General features: G+C 52.3%; 22 protein-coding genes and 2 pseudogenes. 12 read left to right on the top strand and 12 right to left on the bottom strand.

Annotation, left to right across the window (positions count from 1 at the left end):
- Window positions 1–2 precede the first annotated feature (2 nt).
- A pseudogene (locus KW808_RS00775) lies at window positions 3–901 on the top strand (alpha/beta hydrolase).
- A 10-nt stretch (window positions 902–911) separates the two neighbouring features.
- Here the strand turns inward: KW808_RS00775 and KW808_RS00770 are convergent.
- Window positions 912–1,568: a DUF1801 domain-containing protein gene (locus KW808_RS00770; RefSeq protein WP_003863704.1), complete on the bottom strand. Its 657-nt coding sequence runs from the start codon at window positions 1,566–1,568 to the stop codon at window positions 912–914.
- 89 nt (window positions 1,569–1,657) lie between these two features.
- Here KW808_RS00770 and KW808_RS00765 point away from each other — a divergent pair, with 89 nt between their 5' ends.
- The 4 genes from KW808_RS00765 (at window position 1,658) to KW808_RS00750 (ending at window position 3,824) form a co-directional block, all read left to right on the top strand.
- A complete protein-coding gene (locus KW808_RS00765) occupies window positions 1,658–2,227 on the top strand; it encodes a DNA-3-methyladenine glycosylase (RefSeq protein WP_003863703.1) in 570 nt (189 codons plus the stop codon).
- A 371-nt stretch (window positions 2,228–2,598) separates the two neighbouring features.
- Window positions 2,599–3,069: a helix-turn-helix domain-containing protein gene (locus KW808_RS00760; protein WP_003863702.1), complete on the top strand. Its 471-nt coding sequence runs from the start codon at window positions 2,599–2,601 to the stop codon at window positions 3,067–3,069.
- A gap of 220 nt (window positions 3,070–3,289) precedes the next feature.
- Window positions 3,290–3,541, top strand: a complete 252-nt coding sequence (locus tag KW808_RS00755) for a type II toxin-antitoxin system prevent-host-death family antitoxin (protein ID WP_003863701.1) — start codon at window positions 3,290–3,292, stop codon at window positions 3,539–3,541.
- A gap of 10 nt (window positions 3,542–3,551) precedes the next feature.
- Window positions 3,552–3,824 carry a type II toxin-antitoxin system RelE family toxin gene (locus KW808_RS00750; protein ID WP_003863700.1) on the top strand — a complete coding sequence of 91 codons (273 nt, stop codon included), beginning with the start codon at window positions 3,552–3,554 and terminating at the stop codon, window positions 3,822–3,824.
- A gap of 330 nt (window positions 3,825–4,154) precedes the next feature.
- Here the strand turns inward: KW808_RS00750 and KW808_RS00745 are convergent, their stop codons facing one another.
- Window positions 4,155–4,514 carry a hypothetical protein gene (locus tag KW808_RS00745; RefSeq protein ID WP_003863699.1) on the bottom strand — a complete coding sequence of 120 codons (360 nt, stop codon included), beginning with the start codon at window positions 4,512–4,514 and terminating at the stop codon, window positions 4,155–4,157.
- 184 nt (window positions 4,515–4,698) lie between these two features.
- On the opposite strand from KW808_RS00745, the gene KW808_RS00740 reads away from it, so the two are divergent.
- The 3 genes from KW808_RS00740 (at window position 4,699) to panC (ending at window position 6,939) form a co-directional block, all read left to right on the top strand.
- Window positions 4,699–5,160: a hypothetical protein gene (locus tag KW808_RS00740; protein WP_003863698.1), complete on the top strand. Its 462-nt coding sequence runs from the start codon at window positions 4,699–4,701 to the stop codon at window positions 5,158–5,160.
- 130 nt (window positions 5,161–5,290) lie between these two features.
- Window positions 5,291–6,100, top strand: a complete 810-nt coding sequence (gene panB / locus KW808_RS00735) for a 3-methyl-2-oxobutanoate hydroxymethyltransferase (RefSeq protein ID WP_034983889.1) — start codon at window positions 5,291–5,293, stop codon at window positions 6,098–6,100.
- Window positions 6,100–6,939 carry a pantoate--beta-alanine ligase gene (panC, locus tag KW808_RS00730; RefSeq protein WP_003863696.1) on the top strand — a complete coding sequence of 280 codons (840 nt, stop codon included), beginning with the start codon at window positions 6,100–6,102 and terminating at the stop codon, window positions 6,937–6,939. The genes panB and panC overlap by 1 nt, the downstream gene beginning before the upstream one ends.
- On the opposite strand, the gene xylB is transcribed toward panC, so the two are convergent.
- The gene (xylB, locus tag KW808_RS00725) at window positions 6,936–8,318 is read right to left on the bottom strand and encodes a xylulokinase (RefSeq protein WP_003863695.1); all 1,383 of its coding nucleotides are present in this window, start codon (window positions 8,316–8,318) and stop codon (window positions 6,936–6,938) included. The two genes, panC and xylB, sit on opposite strands and share 4 nt — an antisense overlap.
- Window position 8,319: 1 nt before the next feature.
- On the bottom strand, window positions 8,320–9,168 hold the full coding sequence (locus KW808_RS00720) for a DeoR/GlpR family DNA-binding transcription regulator (protein ID WP_003863694.1): 849 nt from the start codon (window positions 9,166–9,168) through the stop codon (window positions 8,320–8,322).
- Window positions 9,169–9,447: 279 nt separating this feature from the next.
- On the opposite strand from KW808_RS00720, the gene KW808_RS00715 reads away from it, so the two are divergent.
- The 3 genes from KW808_RS00715 to KW808_RS00705 are packed head-to-tail and all read left to right on the top strand — an operon-like array spanning window position 9,448 to window position 12,879.
- Complete coding sequence (locus KW808_RS00715; RefSeq protein WP_003863693.1) at window positions 9,448–10,785, top strand: RbtT/DalT/CsbX family MFS transporter; 1,338 nt, start codon at window positions 9,448–9,450, stop codon at window positions 10,783–10,785.
- 44 nt (window positions 10,786–10,829) lie between these two features.
- A complete protein-coding gene (locus KW808_RS00710; protein WP_003863692.1) occupies window positions 10,830–12,341 on the top strand; it encodes a mannitol dehydrogenase family protein in 1,512 nt (503 codons plus the stop codon).
- A gap of 25 nt (window positions 12,342–12,366) precedes the next feature.
- Window positions 12,367–12,879, top strand: coding sequence for a SixA phosphatase family protein (locus tag KW808_RS00705; RefSeq protein WP_003863691.1), 513 nt, complete (start codon window positions 12,367–12,369; stop codon window positions 12,877–12,879).
- Here KW808_RS00705 and KW808_RS00700 read toward each other — a convergent pair.
- Together KW808_RS00700 and KW808_RS00695 are read right to left on the bottom strand one after the other, a co-directional pair.
- Window positions 12,876–13,268, bottom strand: coding sequence for a VOC family protein (locus KW808_RS00700; RefSeq protein ID WP_003863690.1), 393 nt, complete (start codon window positions 13,266–13,268; stop codon window positions 12,876–12,878). The two genes, KW808_RS00705 and KW808_RS00700, sit on opposite strands and share 4 nt — an antisense overlap.
- 97 nt (window positions 13,269–13,365) lie before the next feature.
- Window positions 13,366–13,524: a hypothetical protein gene (locus KW808_RS00695; RefSeq protein ID WP_170844383.1), complete on the bottom strand. Its 159-nt coding sequence runs from the start codon at window positions 13,522–13,524 to the stop codon at window positions 13,366–13,368.
- 175 nt (window positions 13,525–13,699) lie between these two features.
- Here KW808_RS00695 and KW808_RS00690 point away from each other — a divergent pair, with 175 nt between their 5' ends.
- Complete coding sequence (locus tag KW808_RS00690) at window positions 13,700–14,482, top strand: DeoR/GlpR family DNA-binding transcription regulator (protein ID WP_003863689.1); 783 nt, start codon at window positions 13,700–13,702, stop codon at window positions 14,480–14,482.
- Window positions 14,483–14,824: 342 nt separating this feature from the next.
- Here KW808_RS00690 and KW808_RS00685 read toward each other — a convergent pair whose 3' ends face one another.
- From KW808_RS00685 to KW808_RS00660, 6 genes and pseudogenes are all read right to left on the bottom strand, one after another.
- Window positions 14,825–16,456 carry a KAP family P-loop NTPase fold protein gene (locus KW808_RS00685; RefSeq protein WP_462574235.1) on the bottom strand — a complete coding sequence of 544 codons (1,632 nt, stop codon included), beginning with the start codon at window positions 16,454–16,456 and terminating at the stop codon, window positions 14,825–14,827.
- Window positions 16,353–16,910, bottom strand: a complete 558-nt coding sequence (locus tag KW808_RS00680; RefSeq protein ID WP_462574233.1) for a KAP family P-loop NTPase fold protein — start codon at window positions 16,908–16,910, stop codon at window positions 16,353–16,355. Before KW808_RS00680 ends, KW808_RS00685 begins: the two co-directional genes overlap by 104 nt.
- Window positions 16,911–17,300: 390 nt before the next feature.
- A pseudogene (locus KW808_RS00675) lies at window positions 17,301–18,609 on the bottom strand (ISL3-like element IS31831 family transposase).
- Between the two features lie 1,040 nt (window positions 18,610–19,649).
- Window positions 19,650–19,967, bottom strand: coding sequence for a DUF202 domain-containing protein (locus KW808_RS00670; RefSeq protein ID WP_003857246.1), 318 nt, complete (start codon window positions 19,965–19,967; stop codon window positions 19,650–19,652).
- An 11-nt stretch (window positions 19,968–19,978) separates the two neighbouring features.
- A complete protein-coding gene (locus KW808_RS00665; RefSeq protein WP_003857248.1) occupies window positions 19,979–20,347 on the bottom strand; it encodes a YidH family protein in 369 nt (122 codons plus the stop codon).
- Between the two features lie 96 nt (window positions 20,348–20,443).
- A complete protein-coding gene (locus KW808_RS00660; protein ID WP_003863685.1) occupies window positions 20,444–21,832 on the bottom strand; it encodes a M20 family metallopeptidase in 1,389 nt (462 codons plus the stop codon).
- Window positions 21,833–21,838 lie beyond the last annotated feature (6 nt).

The raw sequence follows: 21,838 nt of genomic DNA, 5'->3' as shown, positions 1-21,838 counted from the left end.
TTATGTTCCTTCATCCAGATGCGCAGTTTTATATTGATACTTTGCCTACTCTCAGCGCGGAGGAGCAGGTGAATTTTGGCAAAGACGCTGTTGGGTCGGGAGTTGATGCAACTCATTCGGCGGTGGATCAAGATATTGCTGGGGTGCCGGTGAGGGTTTATACACCTTTATCTGGGGCTGGGGATTTTCCGTGCTTGGTGTATTTTCACGGCGGAGGTTGGTCCGGTGGCACCCTAGACATGATCGATGCCACGGTTCGCTCCCTAGTTGTCGGCCTGCCGATCATCGCCATCAGCGTGGACTACCGACTTGCACCCGCACACCCATTCCCAGCGGCTATCGACGATGCGTTTGTGGTGGCCAGCGCAGTGTTGGATGGGGTGTCTGGGCTGAGTATTGATACTTCCCGAGTGGCAATTGGCGGTGACAGTGCCGGGGAAATATTGCCGCGGTTACTGCACAGCAGCTGCGTAAACGGGCTGTGGATTCTGTTTCTGTATTGGCTCACCAGGTGCTTATTTTTCCGGTAACTGATGTTTCCACCACGGATACGCCGAGCTATCTCAAATTTGGTGGAGATTGCTACCTGACCAAAGAAGCAATGGAACGCTACATCGAACAATATGCCGATGGGTACGACCGCACCGACCCACGACTCTCACCGCTACTGGCATCTGATTTGAGCGACCTCCCACCCACCACCATTGTGTACGGCGAATGCGACGTGTTAGCCCATGAAGTGCGAGCCTATGGACAAGCTTTACTAGAGGCTGGAAATTCCGTGACGATGACTGAATTCAAAGGACAGATCCACGCCTTCATTAATTTAGGGGGAATCAGTGCCGACGCCAGGGCTGCCCGACGACTCATCCGCGCCGAATTGGAAGCAGCACTTTGTTAAAGAATAGGATTTAACATTCGCCAGGTTCCGCTTCCCAAGAAATACGGATCATTTCCTCGAGCACTTCAAGATCAACGTCTTCTGGCTTGTTGATATACAGGCATGACACACCAGCAGAATGCTTACCCAATTTCTTCAGAAGTTCTTGAGAAGCAGGCGCACTAGTTAGTCCATAAAGTGAAATCTTTGCCTTTCGTGGACTAAACCCAACACGGATAGTGATCCCTTCCCTACCCGTGGCATAGCGATAATGAACTCGCCCATATCCAACAATTGAAGACCCTGCCACATAAGGTTCTTGACCTGTCGCTCTGTTGAAAATTTCCAATAACAACTGGCCGTGGGTAATTCTGCGAGGACTGTCTAGGTTTTGGATGAAGTGCTCTGGGGATTCTAAGGTTTCTGTTGTCTCTGGTGCCGCAGAATCTAGCGTTGTCCACGTCGCGGTGCGCTGTTCTGCCTCTGGAACTTCACCGCCAAAGCTCATTCTCTTTTCCACCAGCGCTGCTTGCAAACGCTCCAAAGTACGTGCGCCAATTCCTGGTAGACCAGCCACCTCTTCGTAATTGGTACCTGCAAGTGACTCCAGATCTTTAAACCCCGCCGTGCTCAAGGCTTTTCGAGCAGAGATCGTAACTCCGGGAATGGACTCAAAAGAAGTGCTCATGCCACTGATCTTAAAGTGCGGGGTAGATACACGCCTTGGTTACTTTTGTGTGGTGGGACTTTAGATCAATTCGACCTAGAATCGGCGCCATGCCCATCGACTTCCTTCAACCCGCCGACATTGTTGCCCCACAACTTCTGGGATGCACACTCACACATGGAGGCGTTGGTATTCGTATTACCGAAGTGGAGGCATATTTAGATTCGACTGATGAAGCTGCACATACATTCCGAGGTAAAACCCCAAGAAATGCCGCGATGTTTGGCCCCGGTGGTCACATGTACGTCTATATCTCCTACGGGATTCACCGAGCGGGAAATATTGTGTGCGGGCCAGAAGGAACAGGTCAAGGAGTACTTCTTCGTGCAGGTGAAGTAGTTTCAGGGGATTCAATCGCGCAGAACCGACGAGGGGAAGGAATTCCTCACGCACGTCTTGCGCAAGGTCCCGGAAATTTTGGGCAAGCTCTCGGTTTAGAAATCGGCGACAACCATGCTGCAGTTTTTGGTCCTTCATTTGTCATTTCTGACCGTGTTGAAACACCCGAAATTGTGCGAGGTCCCCGCATTGGTATCAGCAAAAATACCGAAGCTCTCTTAAGGTTTTGGATTCCCAATGATCCGACCGTCAGTGGTCGCCGTGGGTATCCGAAGGATTAGCCATTGCGGACGTCTTCCCATTGGACGCTTTGGAGCTATTTTAAAACTAAAATCGAGGCATTATTTTCGGTTCCGTTACCTATGGTTGACCGTGTTAGCTACGGAAGGAGATAGAGCATCGCCGATAAATCTAGTGCCTCAATAGGGCTAACAGTTATTACCGAATACGCATCAAACTAAGGATTAGGGCGGACAAACACCCACCTTACAAACAGCTAACGGAGAATATTCTCTTTCCCGAGAGATTCCGGAAGAATACACCGATAGCCAATCTGTAGAAAACTGAATTTTTAAAGATCAAGAATATTTTTATCGACGACGCTCACGCAGACAGTGTTTCACTTATTTCGTTTATTCAGTAATGCAGAAGTATGTCACACCCACAAGACAATGAACTCGCCCACACTGCGGCTACGGCCCGCGAGGCTTTGCGGAAAATCAACCGCGTCCTGAGCGATACATCTACTGACAAGGACGTCAATGTCGTGGTGGAGCAGTCTGATGATGTCATCCGGGTGCCCCGAGAGGTTGCCACAGCACTCCGGGAAATCCTGGTTAATTCAGTAGCCGGCAGATCTGTAGGCGTAATCCCTATGCGGGCGGAGTTAACCACCCAGCAAGCAGCTAACTTACTTAATGTTTCTCGTCCGCATGTAATCAAATTGATGAATGAAGGTATCTTGCCTGGACATAAGGTGGCACCCATCGGCGTATCTATACTGCTGATGTGCAGGCCTATAAACACCAACGAAATATTGATACCCGCACGGCCACAGACGATCTCACAGCGCTTTCTGAGGAGATGGGGCTTTACGAATAAGTGGCTTTACCGTTATCCATGACGCCAACGTGCTGTACCCCTATACGCAGCGCGACATCCTGATCAGACTGGCAGGCACGGGATTTTCCTCAATCCGTAATGGAGCAATACGGCATCGAGGTACAAGGTACTGATGAGTTTTTATGCGATCAGGCCGATTTGACGGTCGCCGATTATTTCAGGAGGAGCCGTTTAACTAAACCTCTTGATGTACATCTTGTACAAGATGTACGGTAAGGGATATGAGCATCACCGCAACTCCCAGCGAGTTCCGAAACGAACAAAGCCGCTTCCTCGACGCCGCCCAACGCGAACCCGTTGCAATCCTCAGCCGTGGGACTCGTCGACGTGCGGTAGTTGTCTCCCCTGACTTCTATGACCGTGCGGTCCAGGCGCTGGAGGATATTGAAGATATCCGCGCTGCAGCAGAAGCCCGCAAAGAAGCTGGCGAGGTCTCCCACGAAGACCTGAAGGCTGAACTCGGACTAAGCTGACCTATCACCTATGCCTGATCCGCGCTATTCGATTACCTATAAACCCTCGGCGGCGAAATCTCTCCGCAAAATCGATCGCCAGCACCAACAGGCGATCATCACTGCTATCGATGCACTGGCCCACCAACCACGCCCCGACGGAGTGAAAAAACTTCAAGGCGGTGAAGGGGAATACCGCTTAAGGGTGGGCTCCTACCGAATAATCTACGACATTAAAGATCACGAGCTAGTGATCCTGGTTCTGCATCTCGGTCACCGCAAAGATATCTACCGGAAGCTCTGATTCTCACAACAACATCAACAGGTCTTCTGACTTGACGGATATGAGTGCGTTGCAATGTCCGTTAAAATGAGACCACTGACGCTACTGCAAATTAAAAGAGCATTACCAGATAATGTGGCTTGGATACCAGGTTTCTTGGCATTAGCATCACGAGCATCGATGTAGGTCGATGCCCCTTACCTCACAACCCCAAGCATTGTGTTTGGGGTTGTTGTATTTCTAGGCGTTGCTGGCAGTAGTTGCGACGGATTCAAAAAGATGAACTTGACGTAGAACTGAGGCAAACTAATCCTGCGGATGCTACCTCAACTCCCAATCCACATTCCTGACCTAATCAGAATCTACAAAACGAGGATTTTTCGCATAAGAACTCCACCGTGAATGCAACTGGTAATCAGGCAATTCTGAAATCAGTGAAAGCTCAATATCATTACCTTGCGCTACCCAGGCTTCAACGTCTGATCCGTTTTTCCACATTGGTCGGCCGTTGGGTAAATCTTCGCGATTGATGAAATTCTTGGCCCAATATCGAGTCCACTGCAGTACCTTTTCGCTTAATTCACTCGACAGGCCTAGTTCATCGGGAAACGTTACTACTCGAATCTTTCTCCGAGGAAAGGGCACGTTGTCTGCCCAGAGTGAGGTTGGATGACCAAACTCAGGCTGCAAGGCTAAAAATAGTTTCTCCATTTTAAGACCACCTCTTTAAAATAGACCTTAATTAAACCCTTTACCCCAGCTTCAGATCCCTCACGAGCCCACGGTGCATCAATCGAATTCATCGACGAAGCTGCTACTCCACAATCCTCATTGACTACCTCACTGGCATCAGCTCAAGCAAGACCAACCAGACTCCGATGTACTATCGAGTTTCATGCTTAACAACAGATTAAACACAAATAGTCACCTATGGTGCTATATAACCAAATTTGTTTCTGCGTATGATTCTCTGCCAGCAGCAAAACAAAAATATCAAGAAGCAGTAGATCGCGTTCGAGAATCCCACAACGTTCTTTTAGCATCAGAACAGGCCCATAACGCGGGCCAGACAGAGCCGATATTCAGCCTCCTTCTTGATGAGATTGTCGGGTTCGGAGAAAAACTATCGGAAGAGGGAAAAGAAAACTACTCTATATTCATTTTCACGACCATCGTTGAAGTACCAGAAAATGAGGAATACGAAGAGAAGGGCGATAAGGAGCACCCAGTAGTACAAATCGCCGCAAAGATCGAGCTAGACGCCGAAGATGATTTTCCTTCCGTCTTTCCTAGCCGCACTCGACCAATCTGGATGAGCGAAACCGGGCGCGAGACCTCCGACTGTATTTTTCAATAGTTTGCCCACCTCTCGAACTTGGCGTTACACCAATAAGAATTGGCGAACTTAATCGAGCAACACCCCTGAATAGTGAATCAAATCGGAATTTATTTATTCTGAGCTGGTCATCACATCTATACTCATGCCCATGTCAGGCATTGATGCAAAGAAAATCCGCACCCGTCATTTCCGTGAGGCTAAAGTAAACGGCCAGAAAGTTTCGGTTCTCACCAGCTACGATGCGCTTTCGGCGCGCATTTTTGATGAGGCTGGCGTCGATATGCTCCTTGTTGGTGATTCCGCCGCCAACGTTGTGTTGGGCCGCGACACCACCTTGTCGATCACCTTGGATGAGATGATTGTGCTGGCCAAGGCGGTGACGATCGCTACGAAGCGTGCGCTTGTGGTGGTTGATCTGCCATTTGGTACCTATGAGGTGAGCCCAAATCAGGCGGTGGAGTCCGCGATCCGAATCATGCGTGAAACGGGTGCGGCTGCGGTGAAGATCGAGGGTGGCGTGGAGATCGCGCAGACGATCCGTCGTATTGTTGATGCTGGAATTCCGGTTGTCGGCCACATTGGTTACACCCCGCAGTCCGAGCATTCCTTGGGTGGCCACGTGGTTCAGGGGCGTGGCGCGAGTTCTGGAAAGCTCATCGCCGATGCCCGCGCGGTGGAGCAGGCGGGTGCGTTTGCGGTTGTGCTAGAGATGGTTCCGGCAGAGGCCGCGCGTGAAGTTACGGAGGATTTGTCCATCACCACTATCGGAATCGGTGCCGGAAATGGCACAGATGGGCAGGTTTTGGTGTGGCAGGATGCCTTCGGCCTCAACCGCGGCAAGAAGCCACGCTTCGTCCGCGAGTACGCCACCTTGGGCGATTCCTTGCACGACGCCGCGCAGGCCTACATCGCTGATATCCACGCGGGTACCTTCCCAGGCGAAGCGGAGTCCTTTTAATGCAGGTAGCAACCACAAAGAAGGCGCTTATCGACGCCCTCCTCCACCACGAATCCGTCGGGCTTGTCCCCACCATGGGTGCGCTACACAGCGGACACGCCTCGTTGGTTAAAGCAGCACGCGCTGAAAACGACACTGTTGTAGCCAGTATTTTTGTCAATCCCCTGCAGTTTGAAGCACTCGGTGATTGCGATGATTACCGCAACTATCCCCGCCAACTCGACGCCGATTTAGCACTGCTTGAAGAGGCAGGTGTGGATATTGTGTTCGCACCCGATGTGGAAGAAATGTACCCCGGTGGCTTGCCACTAGTGTGGGTGCGCACCGGTTCCATTGGAACAAAGTTGGAAGGTGCCAGCAGGCCTGGCCATTTCGATGGTGTGGCTACCGTGGTGGCGAAGCTGTTCAATTTGGTGCGCCCTGATCGTGCATATTTTGGACAAAAGGATGCTCAACAAGTTGCGGTGATTCGACGTTTGGTTGCTGATCTGGACATTCCCGTAGAGATCCGCCCCGTTCCGATTATTCGTGGCGCTGATGGGTTGGCCGAATCTAGTAGAAACCAACGTCTTTCTGCGGATCAGCGAGCGCAAGCTCTGGTGCTGCCGCAGGTGTTGAGTGGGTTGCAGCGTCGAAAAGCAGCTGGTGAAGCACTAGATATCCAAGGTGCGCGCGACACCTTGGCCTGCGCCGACGGCGTGCGCTTGGATCATCTGGAGATTGTCGATCCAGCGACCCTCGAACCATTAGAAATCGATGGACCGCTTACCCAACCAGCGTTGGTAGTCGCGGCGATTTTCGTAGGACCGGTGCGGTTGATCGACAATATCGAGCTCTAGTACCAACCCTGCGTTGCATCACGCAGCTTCGCATAACGCGTGCTCAGCTCAGTGTTTTTGGGCGCGCGGTGCGGATCTGAACCAAGGGTTGGCCACTGCGGTGGCGTGGCCTCACCCGACAGCGCCCATGCCGCCTGACGAGCTGCACCCAACGCCACATATTCAGCGGGTTCTGGAACCACAATCTCATGGCCGAAAATCTCAGGAGCGATCTCACGAACTGCCCGTGAACGCGCGCCGCCACCGATGAGTTGAATGCGCTGAACGGGCACCCCCGTGGCCTCAACCAGAGCCGTTACAGCATCATCTAACGCCAACAACAAGCCTTCAACAGTTGCGCGGGCAAAATCCTCGCGGGTAGTTGCACTGTTTAGTCCAGCCAAAACGCCACGTGCTGCGGGACGATTCGGCGTACGCTCGCCCTCCAAATAAGGCTGGAACGTTACTCCACCTGAACCGGGTTGAGCAGCTAGCGCAAGCGCATCGAACTCTTCCCATTCCACGCCCAGAATGCGGCGGCCGAATTCCAGCACCGGTGCGCCATTGAGCGTGCAGGCCAGCGGGAAATACGCACCCGTGGCATCGGCAAAACCAGTGACCAGACCAGACGGATCGTGGACGCTGTTTTGAACAGTCATGCCGGCAACGCCTGAGGTGCCGATCGACACGCTGACATCGCCTGGATGCAAATCAAGGCCAAGCGCAGCCGCAGCATTATCGCCCGTGCCTGCAGCAACTTTCACACCACCTGGAGTTGTTCCCGCAATCTCATTCGGAGCCAGGAGTTCAGGAAGTTCCACCTCATGGCCCAGCGCCAAGGCAGCTAGATCGGTGCGCCACGCACGATCACGAGTGCTGTAGTAGCCCGTTCCGGAAGCATCACCATGATCAGTGACTTTGCGGCCACGTCCCATCAAATGCCAGGTGAGGAAATCATGAGGCAACATCACCGACGCTGTACGCGCTGCATTTTCTGGCTCATGATCACGCATCCACCGCATCTTGGTGGCAGTTAAAGAAGCAACATACACACTTCCCGTGGCATCTACCGCAGCCTGATCGCCGCCGATCTCCTCATTGAGATCCAACGCAGCCTGGGCAGAACGAGTGTCATTCCACAACAACGCCGGGCGAACGATTTCATCGTTTTCATCCAACGCCACCATGCCGTGCTGCTGGCCTGCAATAGACACAGCATCCGCACGTTCTAGCAACCCCTCGGTAGCTTGATCCAGCGCAGCGATCCACGCACGTGGATCTACCTCCGACCCGCTCGGGTGACTCGCGCGGCCTTCGTCGATAATGCGGCCGCTGGCGGCGTCGACAAGCAAAGCCTTGCAGGATTGGGTGGAACTATCGATTCCAAGAACCAGAGCCATCTTAAAAATCCTCTTCCGTTGGGGTATTCAAAATTTCATCACCATTGTGGTCAATCACGTGGATCTGCGCGCGCAAATTACGCAAAAGATCCCGCTGCTCACGGGTGCACTGCTGATCAATGATGATGTGGTCAAACTCCTCAATCGAAGCAACCTTGAACACACCAGCCGAACCAAATTTACTAGAATCCACCACCAACACACGCACGCTGCCAATCCCAATCAATGCCCGCTTTGTATCAGCAGCCTCCATATCAGGATGAAACAGCGCCGGAACTTCCCCCGTAGCGCGCACCGCAGTCGTAGAGACAAAAGAAATATCCGCCGACAACTCATTCAACTGCGCTGACGTTGCCTTGCCCAAGAAAGAATCAGTCTCCGCGAAATACAATCCCGCACACGCAATCAAACGGATATCGCTCATCCCGGCGCGCACACGATGATCCGCCATTGTCTTCAAAGAATGCGTAATCAACGCCGATGGTGACCGCTGCGGCAACTTCTCCACCAAAGACTCCAACGTGGTGGAATCATCAATCGCCACCACAGCGCCCTCCGGAATCAACCGTGCTGCTGCAGTACACAACGCCTCTTTAACAGTGCGATGCAAATGCCGACGCTGCTCCACCGCCAACTCACTCATCGACGGCGACACTGAACGCGCTCCACCTCTAATGCGCTCCACCAAATTGTCCGCAGCCAGCGCCTCCAAATCACGGTGAATGGTCATTGCGCTGACCTCAAAAAGCTCAGCTAATGCTTCAACACGAGCGAATCCATGACGGGTGACATAAGAAACGATGCGCTCACGACGCTTTTCTTGTGAGCTGGCGGGAATCACTTGGGACATGTGAAAAAGTTACCACGGAAATGTTGTTAGATCCAGCACTTTCTAACATTTTTATGTTAGGTCTTGCTTTTTTATAACATGATGGCGTTAGATTGTTGTTAGTTTCACGTGATTCGCACCACGAACTAATCGGAATTGTGAGTTCAGCGCTGAAGCTAAGCCAGATTTTGTTGAATCTAACACGGATTTAACGTGACGGTTTCTCAGTATTTTTAGCTTCTGGCTTTTGGCTTCTGATGCTTTAGCGCTGGACTCAACATTTAAAACAAAGGTGAACACATGTCAGTACAGCAAAGCGGGTTGCTCGAACGTCTCGGCATTCCCCGACCCTTGATTTTCGGATTTATCGGCCTCACCATTTTCATGATCGGTGACGGTGTCGAAACCAACATTTTGGAACCTTTCCTCAGTTCCGAACATGGTTTCAGTGTTTCCCTCGCAGGAACCCTGGTGACTGTTTACGGCGTTGCCGTGGCGATCGCAGCGTTCTTCGCGGCGGCACTTTCGGACCTGTGGGGTCCACGAAAAGTGATGATCCTCGGTGCTTCAATCTGGATCGTCTTTGAGCTGATCTTCCTCACCGTGGCGCTGACCACCGACCACACTTGGTTAATCTTCCTTGCTTATGGTCTCCGCGGCTTTGGTTATCCATTCTTCGCCTATGGATTCTTGGTGTGGATCACCGCAACTGCTTCACCTAAGCAATTGGGTACTGGCGTGGGCTGGTTCTACGTTGCCTTCTCTGCAGGTCTACCCACCTTGGGCGCGCTGGTTGCCACCATTTCCATGCAGTACGTGAACTTGACCTTCTATGAAACGTTGTGGGTTTCCCTCGTGCTGGTGGTCATCGGATCGCTCATCGCACTGCTGGGAGTGAAGGAACGCCGCGGACGCCACCCGCTGGTTGCCAACCCTGATGATGTAAAGCAAACACTTGGCCAAGGTTTCAAACTTCTGCGCAATGATCGACGTGCACGTTTTGTCACCTACATCCGCACCATCAACTCCATTCCGACCTACGCGATGGCTGTGTTCTTCCCATCATTTTTCACTGACGATCTGAAGTGGCAGCTAAGCTGGTTCCTCATCCTCACCACCGTGATTTACGCAGTCAATCTGCCGTTTAACCCCTTCTTCGGTAGCTTCGGCGACCGCCACGGTTGGGCACGAACTGTGTTCTGGAGCGGATCAATCGGTGGCGCAGTTACCCTCGCGTTGGTTTACTTCATTCCGATGTTCGGCGTTCAGGCTGGCATGTCCAACGGTGTCGTTTTCGGAATCACCATCGCAGCCGGCGCACTCTTTGGTGTGTCCCTCGCGGGCTTCGTGCCACTTTCCGCAATCGCTGTCTCCCTTGATCCCAAGCACCCTGGCGCAGCGATGGCCACATACAACCTCGGCGTTGGTGGCGCTGTAGCTGTGGGACCGCTCCTGGTTGCAGTCTTCCACCCACTGATTGGTCCAACCGGATTGATCCTGGTCATGATCGCCCTCTACCTGCTCTCCGGTTGGATGACTCTTCAACTTCGCGGCACCCAACCAGGATTCGACGGAGTGCCAGCACTTGCTGAAGACGCCCACATCGAAGACCTTGCAGATGTAAACGCAAACGCCTAACTGTTTTTCGAGCTAAACCCATCCTTGAAAGGATCTTTTCCACCATGAACACCCCACTCCAGCTCAACACTGAAAACCTGCAGGAAATCGCTTCGACTTCCGGAGTGCAGATCCCAGCGTTCAACCGCGCTGACGTCACCCCGGGCATTGTCCACTTCGGTGTTGGCGGATTCCATCGCGCTCACCAAGCGATGTACCTCAATGAATTGATGAATGAGGGCAAGGCCTTGGATTGGGGCATCATCGGCATGGGTGTCATGCCTTCCGATGTGCGCATGCGCGATGCCCTGGCCAGCCAAGATCACCTTTATACCCTGACCACTAAAGCTCCTGATGGAACTCTTGATCAAAAAATCATCGGATCCATCATTGACTACGTGTTCGCTCCCGAGGACCCAGCACGGGCCGTTGAAACCCTCGCGCAGGACTCCATCCGCATTGTTTCCCTCACGGTGACTGAAGGCGGATACAACATCGATCCGGCGACAGAAGATTTCGACCACACCAACCCTCGAATCGTTGCTGACCGTGAAGCCCTGCAAACTGGCGATACTTCCACTTTGCAGACCTTCTTTGGGTTGATCACTGCCGCATTGATTTCCCGAAAAGAATCAGGATCTACGCCATTTACCATCATGAGCTGCGATAACATCCAAGGCAACGGCGATCTGGCTAAGCGTTTCTTCCTCGCCTTCGCGCATTCCGTGTCTTCCGAGCTCGGCGAATGGGTGGAAAACAACGTGGCCTTCCCCAACTCCATGGTGGACCGCATCACCCCTGAAACCACCGACGGCGACCGCGATGACATCAAGGAAATCGGCTACATCGATGCGTGGCCAGTGGTTTCTGAAGATTTCACCCAATGGGTCCTCGAGGATGCCTTCACCCAGGGCCGCCCCGCGTACGAGGAGGTTGGCGTGCAGGTCGTCTCCGACGTGGAGCCTTATGAATTAATGAAGCTGCGCCTGCTCAACGCCTCCCACCAGGGACTTTGCTACTTCGGCCACTTGGCTGGCCACCACATGGTCCACGACGTCATGGCGGATACCCGCTTCCAGGATTTCCTCCTGGCCTACATGGAGCGCGAAGCCACCCCTACCCTCAAGGAACTTCCAGGTGTCGATCTAGATGCTTATCGACGCCAACTCATCGCGCGATTCGGCAACGCCGCAGTCAAAGACACCGTACCGCGCCTGTGTGCGGAATCCTCCGACCGCATTCCAAAGTGGCTGTTGCCAGTCGTACGCGAAAACCTCGCAGCAGGCCGCGACGTCACACTTTCTGCAGCCATCGTCGCATCCTGGGCGCGCTACGCAGAAGGCACCGACGAGCAGGGCAACCCAATAAAGATTGTTGACCGTTTGAGTGAGCGCGTCCAAGAAAACGCATCAGGAAATCGCACCGATATTTTGTCATTCATCCGCGACCGTGGAATCTTCGGGGACTTGGTCGATGCTGAACCATTCACCAAGGCATACTCCGAGACACTGTCCTCCCTTCATGACCGTGGCGCGGAAGCAACCATCGATGCACTTCTTACGCAGGTAACTGTCTAAATCCGTTGCGCGCTAGGGTTGAGGCATGTCTCCCACACATCGCCTCGTCATCCTTAGACACGCCAAATCTTCCTGGTCCACCGGAGTACTCGACCATAAACGCCCACTTAATGAACGTGGGCTTCGCGATGGCGTGGCAGCTGGCCAATGGCTAGCTGGCAACATCGGCGAAATCGATCATGTGCTGTGTTCAGATGCCACCCGCACACAATTAACGTGGGAACGCGTCCAGCTTGGTGGCGCAACCGCCAAAGGCTCTAGCTTCCACAATGACATCTATGAAAACCAAGTGTCTGAATTTGAACACTTGATCACTGGCTTGCCGGAAGAAGTGGGAACCGCGCTTCTCATTGGGCACTGGCCAGGTGTTGAAGAACTAGCCAACCACTTTGGTATCCGTGACAGCCATCCAGGATGGAATCAAATGGATGAAAAATTCCCCACCAGCGCCATTGCAGTGTTGGAATTTAACACCCCTTGGTCAAAACTTGAGAGAAACTCTGCTCGGTTGACAGATTTTGTCATTCCACGGGGTTAGTTCTGCTTCAATTGAACAATCTGAATTAGGTTTCCTACGGTGTCATCGAGAATGGCAATCACTGAAGGGCCCACATCGGTTGGTTCCATGATGAAATCCACGCCTTTATCCTTGAGGCTGTCATATTCTTCCTGCACATCATCAACATAAAACTGTGTAGCGGGAATACCGTCTCGTTTAATTCCAGCTTGGTAAGTCGCGGCATCTGGGTGCTGGTTTGGTTCCAACAAAAGCTGCACACCATCTGGGTTTTCTGGATCAACAACAGTCAACCAGCGGTAGTCACCAGCAGTTACATCGTGTTTGAGCTCAAATCCGAGCTTCGTGGTGTAGAAATCGAGCGCTTTGGCCTGGTCATCAACAAATACGCTTGTGATTTCAATTCGCATGGTCGCCAGAGTAGTTCCGAAAGCAACATTGTGCAGAGAGCACTAACGCATCTTTTATGTTCGGAAGTTCAGTGTTATCGACACCAAAGTGGCGTTTTTATCTCTCCAAAAACTGCCCGGTTATCTTCAGGCCGGTGCGTTGAAACCATTCCCACTTAAGTGCCCACCGCTTATCTGACTGACTGGTAGGAACCACTTTCCCACTGGTAACTGTGCTGGTCACCATCGACTTCTGAATGCCTTCTTGGTTGTTCATGGGCCACAGTGTAAATGATTATTCGATCACTAAAAATGATCATTTAAACCCCTATACGGCGGGGTATTCCCACTTGTCCCGCGACCCCAGAATTTGCACGAAAAGGCATTTTAACCAGTGTTCATTCGGTTAGGTCAGGGTTGACATTCTTTAGGAATTAGCGAATTCTGATCACATGGAGCGCGAACAACGACACAAAGTGATCATGCGAACGATCGACCGCCCCGGGATCACACGCATTGATGCTCTTACTGAACTAACTGGGGTTTCCGCGGTGACCATTCGCCGGGATCTCGTCGAGCTAGAGCAAGCAGGTTTTCTCGCCCGCACCCACGGTGGAGCGAAACGTGTGCCCAAACGCGGTACTCCCCAACCGTTTGCCGTGCGCCAGGCTGAAGACCGAGAGGCCAAACGCATTTTGGCCCAGGCCACCGCCCAACTAATCGCTGATGATGAAGCAGTAATTTTCGACAACGGCACCACCTGCCAGGCAGTGGCCCAAGAGTTGGCGGGGCGTCCCATCACGGCATTGTGTCTGTCTCTACATTCGGCGGTCGCCCTGGGAAGCCGAGCTGGCACCAACGTTTTCATCCCCGGCGGCCCCGTGGAAAACGACTCCCTCGCCTTATCTGGCCCGGCTGTGATCACCGCGTTACGAGATTTCTCCGCCGATGTCGTGATCCTCGGATCCTGTTCCACATCACTAGAGCACGGGTTGGCTACCACAACCTACGACGACGCAGAAAACAAACGCGCGGCCATCCATGCTGCTAACCGACGAATCCTTGTGGTAGCCGCCCGTAAACTCAACCACGTTTCCACTTTCCGTTTCGCAGACGTCGCGGTCTTACACCAGCTGGTCACTACCACCGATGCGCCACGGGAAATCCTCGCCGAGATCCGAGATCTCGGCGTGCAGGTTATTACTGTTCCCGCCCCTGACGGGCAACGAAGTTAACTCTTCATCGTCGCTAAGCTGTTCTAAGCAACACAGAGTGATCTATCCCATAAGCACATTGCGAGTTCACCGTGCAAAGAGTACTCGGAGCCCTCACAAAGGAAGCCACGTTCGAGCAATTAGTGCGCTTAGGCAAGGTTTGGTGGCCTATCTGATTGTCACTCAACAACGGTTGGCTGCCCCAAAGCCTCGACGGAGGTGTAAGTTTTTATGCCATCCTCGTAGAACTCCAATCGATGGCTATCCAGCTCTGGGGAGCATTGTCTGTGTTGCGGGTCTGCACCCACCTAACAAAGTACTAGCAGTGGTCGATGATAGTCTGCACTTGTTAGTTTGTGAAAGCTATGTTGGGAAGCTCTCCGGTCTCCACCCCGATAGATACTTGTCTGCGAGCTGGAGAGTTTCGTCATCTCCGAGCGTCTCGCGCACTTTGCTTACGACATTTTTTACTGCATCTTCAGATCCGAATACTTTGACCAAAGGCTCCCAAGCAAGACGGCCTTCAACTTTGACCTGCCGAGAGTCCATCGACTGCGACCTTGCAACGGACTTGACGGATCGAAGAACCGCTCGCAGCAGGACTGGATCGTCACTCGGCGCCAGGGGTGTCTTACCGGTCTGAGATTGAATAGCGTCATAGATGCGCCAGGCATTCCATTCACGTGCAGGTTCTGTGGGCGAAACCTTCTTCACGCGTTCGATAAAATCAGTATGAATCTTCTCGTCGAACTCTTCGGTCACAAGCTTGTGACCAGCTCCCTCTTGGTATCCGACCATGTGGATCAAGTTCAGTTGCGAGGAGTAAGTTTCGATGTGATCAAGAATCTCCGCAATAAGCACTTCACGCTCTGCCTCGTCCTCTATGCGTCGGAGAAGCCGAAGGACGACGCGGTTAACCGTGACGTCGGGGCGTCCAAAGTCAAAGAAACCTCGCGGCTTCTTCTCTGGGATCGCGTCGATGAGGTTTAACAGCGTGATCGATCCCGGTACAATCATCTCGATTGTGAACTTTGACTCATACGAGGTGAGCCCTTCAAGAATGGTCTCAAGTTGTTCTGGTTCCAAGTTGGTCAGATACTCTTTGAGCGCCATGCCTTCTTCCATTAATTCAAAGGCACGCTCAGAGCTTCGAAACGCAACGAGTTCGTCAGGTGCTACTCGATCGAAGTAGAGGTCCAGAAAATCGATGTGTGCCATCCTGTGGGCAGTTCGCCACGTAATAAGCCAGTCGTTCCCGTAATGATTGTTCGCAATATATTGCAGCGCAACCGGGAACACGCGGTTGAAGAGTGATCGGATCAGGTCGTCATCATCAGGGAACTTCGCGAGCAATGCAGAAATGCTTTTCTGAGCCTGCTCGTCCTTTCGCCCTGTGATATCACGTGTGCTCGTCAACTCGCGTCGAAGCTTTGACAGCTGCTGCGTAAGTTCAGGACGAAAAATGCGAAGCGCCTCCATTACGAGGAGATCGACAAGATCGACTTCATTGCCAAGGCTCTTGATCGTTGATCTAGCAGAGGTTGCATAACGCGTGACATCACGCATGTTCGAGAACAGCGGATCGATCAATTCCCAGTAAACGTCACTCCATCGGCCCTCATCTAGCGTGGCGTTTACGACGGGAGCAACGATGAGATTCAATTCCTCGAAGACCCGGGATCGAAGCAGCTTTCCGGGGGACTGCGGAACGTCGAAACTCAGTTGGACGATCTTCTCGAGATACGCCCGTCCAGGGATTCCGTCTTCGGTGAGGGCTTGCTCGACGCGTTCCCGGTCGAAAGCAAGCACGTAGATGATATTCGGGAAGCTAGCCGTAAGGCGGACGAGTTTGAAGATCTCGCGAATTTCGATCGTGGTGAGCCGGTCGATATCATCGATGACGACCACGATCGGTTGTGTGAGTGCGGTGAGTTCCTTGGTGATTTCTTCTCGTATCTTCTTTGCGCTGCGATCTGCATTGGTCGTTTCCGCCATCCCCGTGAGCGCAACCGCAGCCATCTCTCCTACGGCTGCCGCCCCCCGGAATAGGAATGAATTGAGACACAGGTTTTAGGATGCCGGCGTATTGAGCAAACCAGTCCGCTGCTTTCCCAAAACGACTCTCATTGCGAACATTGAGTTCAGCGCCAATTTCAGTGAAGAAAAAGTTAACTAACTGGTTCGAACCAGAGAACATCCAAGGGTTGAAGTCGACGACAGTAAGAGTCGGATTGGTCTCAAACTGTTCGCGCATCAGATTGATAAACGAACTCTTGCCGTGGCCCCAAGGACCCAAAATGCCCACCACGAGTCCTTGGCTTGTGTCAAGCTCTCGGATCGATGCAGCGAAGTCGTGTGCCACTGGTGAACGACCTAGATTATCATCAACCGATGACGTAATTGGTGCGTCGATCGGCGGTTTATTTTGGTATTGATCAGCGCTACTCATAGTCCCTACTAATATACCTTTCGCCTGTATGTTGCATGGGCGCCTAACCGCACAGTTTGGCATCCAGGGAAGCAGCTCGCAATTAGTAACCCGTTATGTCCATCTATCGCTCTCCAGCATCTTTCTCGCTGCTCTTCCCTCCATGAGCTCTGACACCTTGTGAAGGTGGCTAGGCATATCGATTTTCAATCCTTCCGTCCGATGTTCAACCAGGCATCCACGCATACCCCGTTCTAACTGAAATCAGTCCACAGATTCGAGCCAAACCTTCGGTAGGTTCACACTCATGCAGCTTTGCTCTAACCAGTCGGTGGCCTAGTCGTGCTCCTAGTGCGAAACTGAGCAAGAAGGATATCGAACAGTCGGGACTGTTTGACGGCTCTTCCTGTTTTAGAGTGCATTGATCTTATGGACCAACTGCCCTGAATGGATAAGGCACCGCAGAATGTAGTGGTTCAAATTACGGAAACCTAGAGCAATCCCACGCAAATGCTCCAACCGTCCGTTGATCGCTTCGACCGGACCGTTGGAGACACCAACATCGAAATACGCCAACACATCACCAAGTCGTTTAAACAAACTACGACCCAACTGCGCGAGTTCCTTATTCGGCCCCTTCAACACCCGAAGCTGATCAATAATGGTCCGCATTTTCTTCTTCGCTTCACGCTTATTACCCATCTGATAACAATCAATAATCGCCTGATACGCAAGCCACGCAAGCTTTAACACCCCGTAGTCTTTGTCATACGCCCACAACTGCTCCAAGCTTTCTTGCTGACGAGGACTCAACCACTTGTGCGTGGTCAACAAGGTCTTCCGGTTTTTATACAACGGATCCTGGCTTAAACCACGACGCTGGTATTTCTCCCGCTGGAGGCGTTGCCGGCAGGCGGTGAGCTTGTCACCAGCAAGTCGCACAACATGGAATGGATCCATCACGCGACGAGCAGAAGGAATGAGTTCTTTACTTGCTGTGGCGTAGCCTTGGAATCCATCCATGGACACGATCCGTATCTGATTGCGGAACTGTTCACCGCGGGAGCCAAGCCAGGACCGTAAAGCATCAGCACTACGACCTGGGACGACATCTAATAACCGGGCAGGACACCGTGAGTCATACCGATGCCCGGTCATATCGACAATCACGGTGACAAACCCATCACCATGCTTAGCCCTATTATGTGACCACTTATGCTCATCCACCCCAATGACATACACTCCATCAAGATGGTGAGGATCGTTATAGACCAGCTCACGGCACATATCGAGGGCTAGTTGGCAGGTTAAATCCCACCCTAGCCCAAGTGCTTTCGCGGTTGCGTGAACACTCATCCGGTCAATAGCAAGGCGTTGTAAAATCCAGCGGGTGACCCGGTGGGTGACCTTTACCGTGGTCAGCGCAGCTTAGTTCTGCTTGGAAATACTTTTGCTTACATGTGGGGTTGGTGCAGCGGTAGCGAGGTAGACGGATAAACAGTTTGGTGGGAAACCCGACGATGGGTAAATCAATGAGCATCCGGTGGGTGTGATGACGAAACACCCCAGGTTGGGAGCATTCTGGGCAGGTGGAGGTGTAGTCGAGTGCGTCTGCTTCGATCAGGGTGTAATCACCTGCATCGGAAGCGCCGGTGATGGTGAGTCCTAGTTCCGCAGTGCGGCAGATGGTGTCAGCGATGATGTTGCCGGTAGACTTCATGGGTAGAGCCTTTTGTTGGTGTTTGGTTAGCTTAGATACCTAAACCTTAACCCTGACAAAAGGCTCGTTTATTTTCGGGTCTACACCGCTAGCCCAGGTTCTGTGATGTACCCCAAAACCGGAAGGGCCTGTTTGACCTGCACCGGTTCCGTGCAATGTACACCACTAGCGATCTGGACAACGTTACAGCCGACAAGACCCCCTCCATAGCCATACTGTTAATCGAACAGGACAATGCGAATCTCAAGGCCAGCTTCCTGACATATCTGCAGTCGGGGAGTTAACTACGAACGCCACGTGGCTGTGTATGCGATCATGGAATTCAACCTCACCTGCTTAGCTGGCATGATCACCAATACCGGGATATCCAAGGCTGCCACCCGACGATCCGACGAAGGTTGGTGACCGTTCTGGCTCTCTTTGCTCCTAGCACCCGACGGTTGGTTCTGCACTTGTCCGAGCAGTGCAAGTGGGAACCGCAATAGACCTGGTAGTTCGACCACTTCCACTCACCACCGGCAGCTGCCACAGCCTGATTTCAGACAGCTTGCTCAATGTAGATGTATTTGACAGCATTATCGATACCTTCGCACCGGTCAGAAGCATCAATCTAACCCCTGGTCGATTGGTTTTTCAACATCATTACCATCCGCGCACTTCATACAAAGTGATCCTAATAAAGAAAAGGTCTACAGCCATATATGCTTTGTAGTCCTCTTCAACTCATGGACAGGGACCTTGTCCTTAGCTTCTCTACGCACAACATGCACAAACGACTAACGGACCAGTAGCCACCCTAAAATGACGCAGCAAAAACCCCTCACCGTGTTTTGGGTGTTACACGGTGAGGGGCTTCTTCTGACTGGAGGACAATGGGCTCATTGCTCATCCAATACGCTAGCAAGAATCGCGACACCAACCAGAAGCCTTACCAACCCAATCCCTTGGGCGTTAGTTGCCATAATCGCATCAATATCGCAAAGAAGAAACCCCTCATTACAAAAGTTATAGACCTGTTACTACTTTGCAACACAAACGTTTTAATCAATGAAGACGAATACAATTCCAGCGGCCCCGAACGCCAAAAGTGTCACCGTTAAAGAAACAACCCCAACTATATTAGGTGGCAATTTATTATCCGCAAGCCCGATAGCCTGACGTTCATAACGAACCCGCTGCGTAAACAAGATGAAAATCGCCATTCCGCTGAGAATCACCACCGGCAGCAGTGCAAAAATCCCATAGAAATTAGTCCACCTCAGCAAAATTGCCGAACACACAGCCAAGGACACCGTCGTACGATTCCATGCCAACACAGTCCGTTCAGGTTGCAAACCTGGATCCTCATGAATGCGCATTGTTTCTGATGTTACTGAACAATAATCAGAACCAAGACAGCCGCAGAGGCCACCAAGGCTGCGATAGACAAAAACGGAATAATCGCAGGTACGGGAAGTGGCTTCTGTTTACGCATTGCACGCTCCACATTCATCCACCTCACCGCAGCACCAGCGGCAATGATCATGCCAACCGCAATGATAAAAACCGCGATTGTTGTACGGACAGTATCCGATAGTCCACTGATCTGGAACGCCTCAAAAGCAATACCACCGGCAAGAAACGCCAAAGACGTACGCGTCCATGCTAGAAACGTGCGCTCATTGGCCAAAGTGAAACGTGGATCTGGTTCTTCACCGTCCGGGAAAACGCTGCGCGCAAACCGGCTTCGTTCATCCACAACAATCTCCCTACCCTGAATAAAATCTAAAACAGTTCCCAAGGATAGTCCGCAATTGTTAGTGCCACACGTTCTTGAAGGTTTCGGAGTCGTTGCCTAAGCCAAATAGTCCCCTACTTTAAGTACGTCGCCGGAGTTGGTGAACTCGAGGGTCGCGTCGATAAGCATTTTCGGATCTGCAAGCGCGTCAACGGCGACTTGCGCCAGCCCGATTGCGGCGTCGACGGCTGCGTCGATGGCCTCTTCCGTGCGCGCATAAGCGGCGAATTCCTTGGTGTGGAGCGCAACGTTTTCCGGAGAAATTTTCACCATCGGATGAATGCCCGGAACCAGGTGCGAAACGTTGCCGAAATCAGTCGATGCGGCGAGTGTGTCGGGCAAAATGCCCTCGGCAAGCGCAGTTCGACCACGCAGATTCTGCGTTTTTGCCCAGCGCCGCGCCAACACATGATTGTTGCGCACGGGCAAGCTAGCTGGGTGCACATCCCATTGCTTTTCGACGCCAACCCCCGCCATCAAGGCCGCCCCATCGAGCACATCATCCACGCGTTTCGATAGGTCTTTGAGTGCTTCCGGCAACAAAGAACGCACGTACAGCGACATCGTTGCAGTGTCTGGAATGATGCTTGGCCGGTTTCCGCCTTCCGTAATAATGGCGTGAAGACGGTCGCTCGGCGGCATTTGCTGACGCAAAACTCCAAAACCTTGGTACGCCAAACTTGCAGCGTCGAGGGCATTTTTACCCATGAAAGGCTGCGAAGACGCGTGTGCAGAGACACCGTGGAACGTCGCCGTCATGGTACGTCTGCCCACCCAAACATGCTCCGCCAGATCGAAGCCAAAGGGGTGCATCATAATCGACGCATCAATGCCATCGAATGCGCCATTTCGGATCATGTATTCCTTGCCGGAATGCCCCTCCTCAGCAGGTGTTCCCAACAGCACGATCCGACCTTCAAAGTCGAGGTGATCCACGCCTTTCACTTCGGCAGTTTTGATCATGTTGGTGACAGCTAAAAATGCGCCAACACCAGCTGCTGCGATGATATTGTGCCCGCATGCATGGCCGATCTCTGGAAGGGCATCGTATTCCGCCAAGATCGCAATGCTTGGATGCTGCGCTGGATCATAACCAGGGGTTTCAAAACTAGTTTCTAGAGCGGTTTTAACACCATAAACTCCACTCTGAACCTCAAAACCATGATTTTGCAGAAGTTTTGTGATTTCCTCGGTGGCGAACACCTCCTCGAACGCTTCTTCCGGATGGTCGTGCAGCGTGAAAGCCAGTGTGCGCAGTTCATCGCGCAACGACTCCCCTGCTTCCTGGATCAGGCGCCAAATAACCTGCTGGCCTGGATAATCCGGGCTCTCCCCCTGCGTGCTGGCGTTAGATTCTGCCTCCGCTTTACGCGCGGCAATCCCTTGCTCCATGTAATCCAAATACACAGTCGACGGAACTTGTGGAGAAAAATTGTCAGTACTCATGAAAAC

It is taken from the genome of [Brevibacterium] flavum (genome assembly GCF_019317305.1).
In the GTDB taxonomy this organism is placed as follows: Bacteria; Actinomycetota; Actinomycetes; order Mycobacteriales; family Mycobacteriaceae; genus Corynebacterium; species Corynebacterium glutamicum.
Note: the sequence above shows the minus strand (reverse complement) of the source record. Positions and strands in the feature narration are given on the sequence as shown.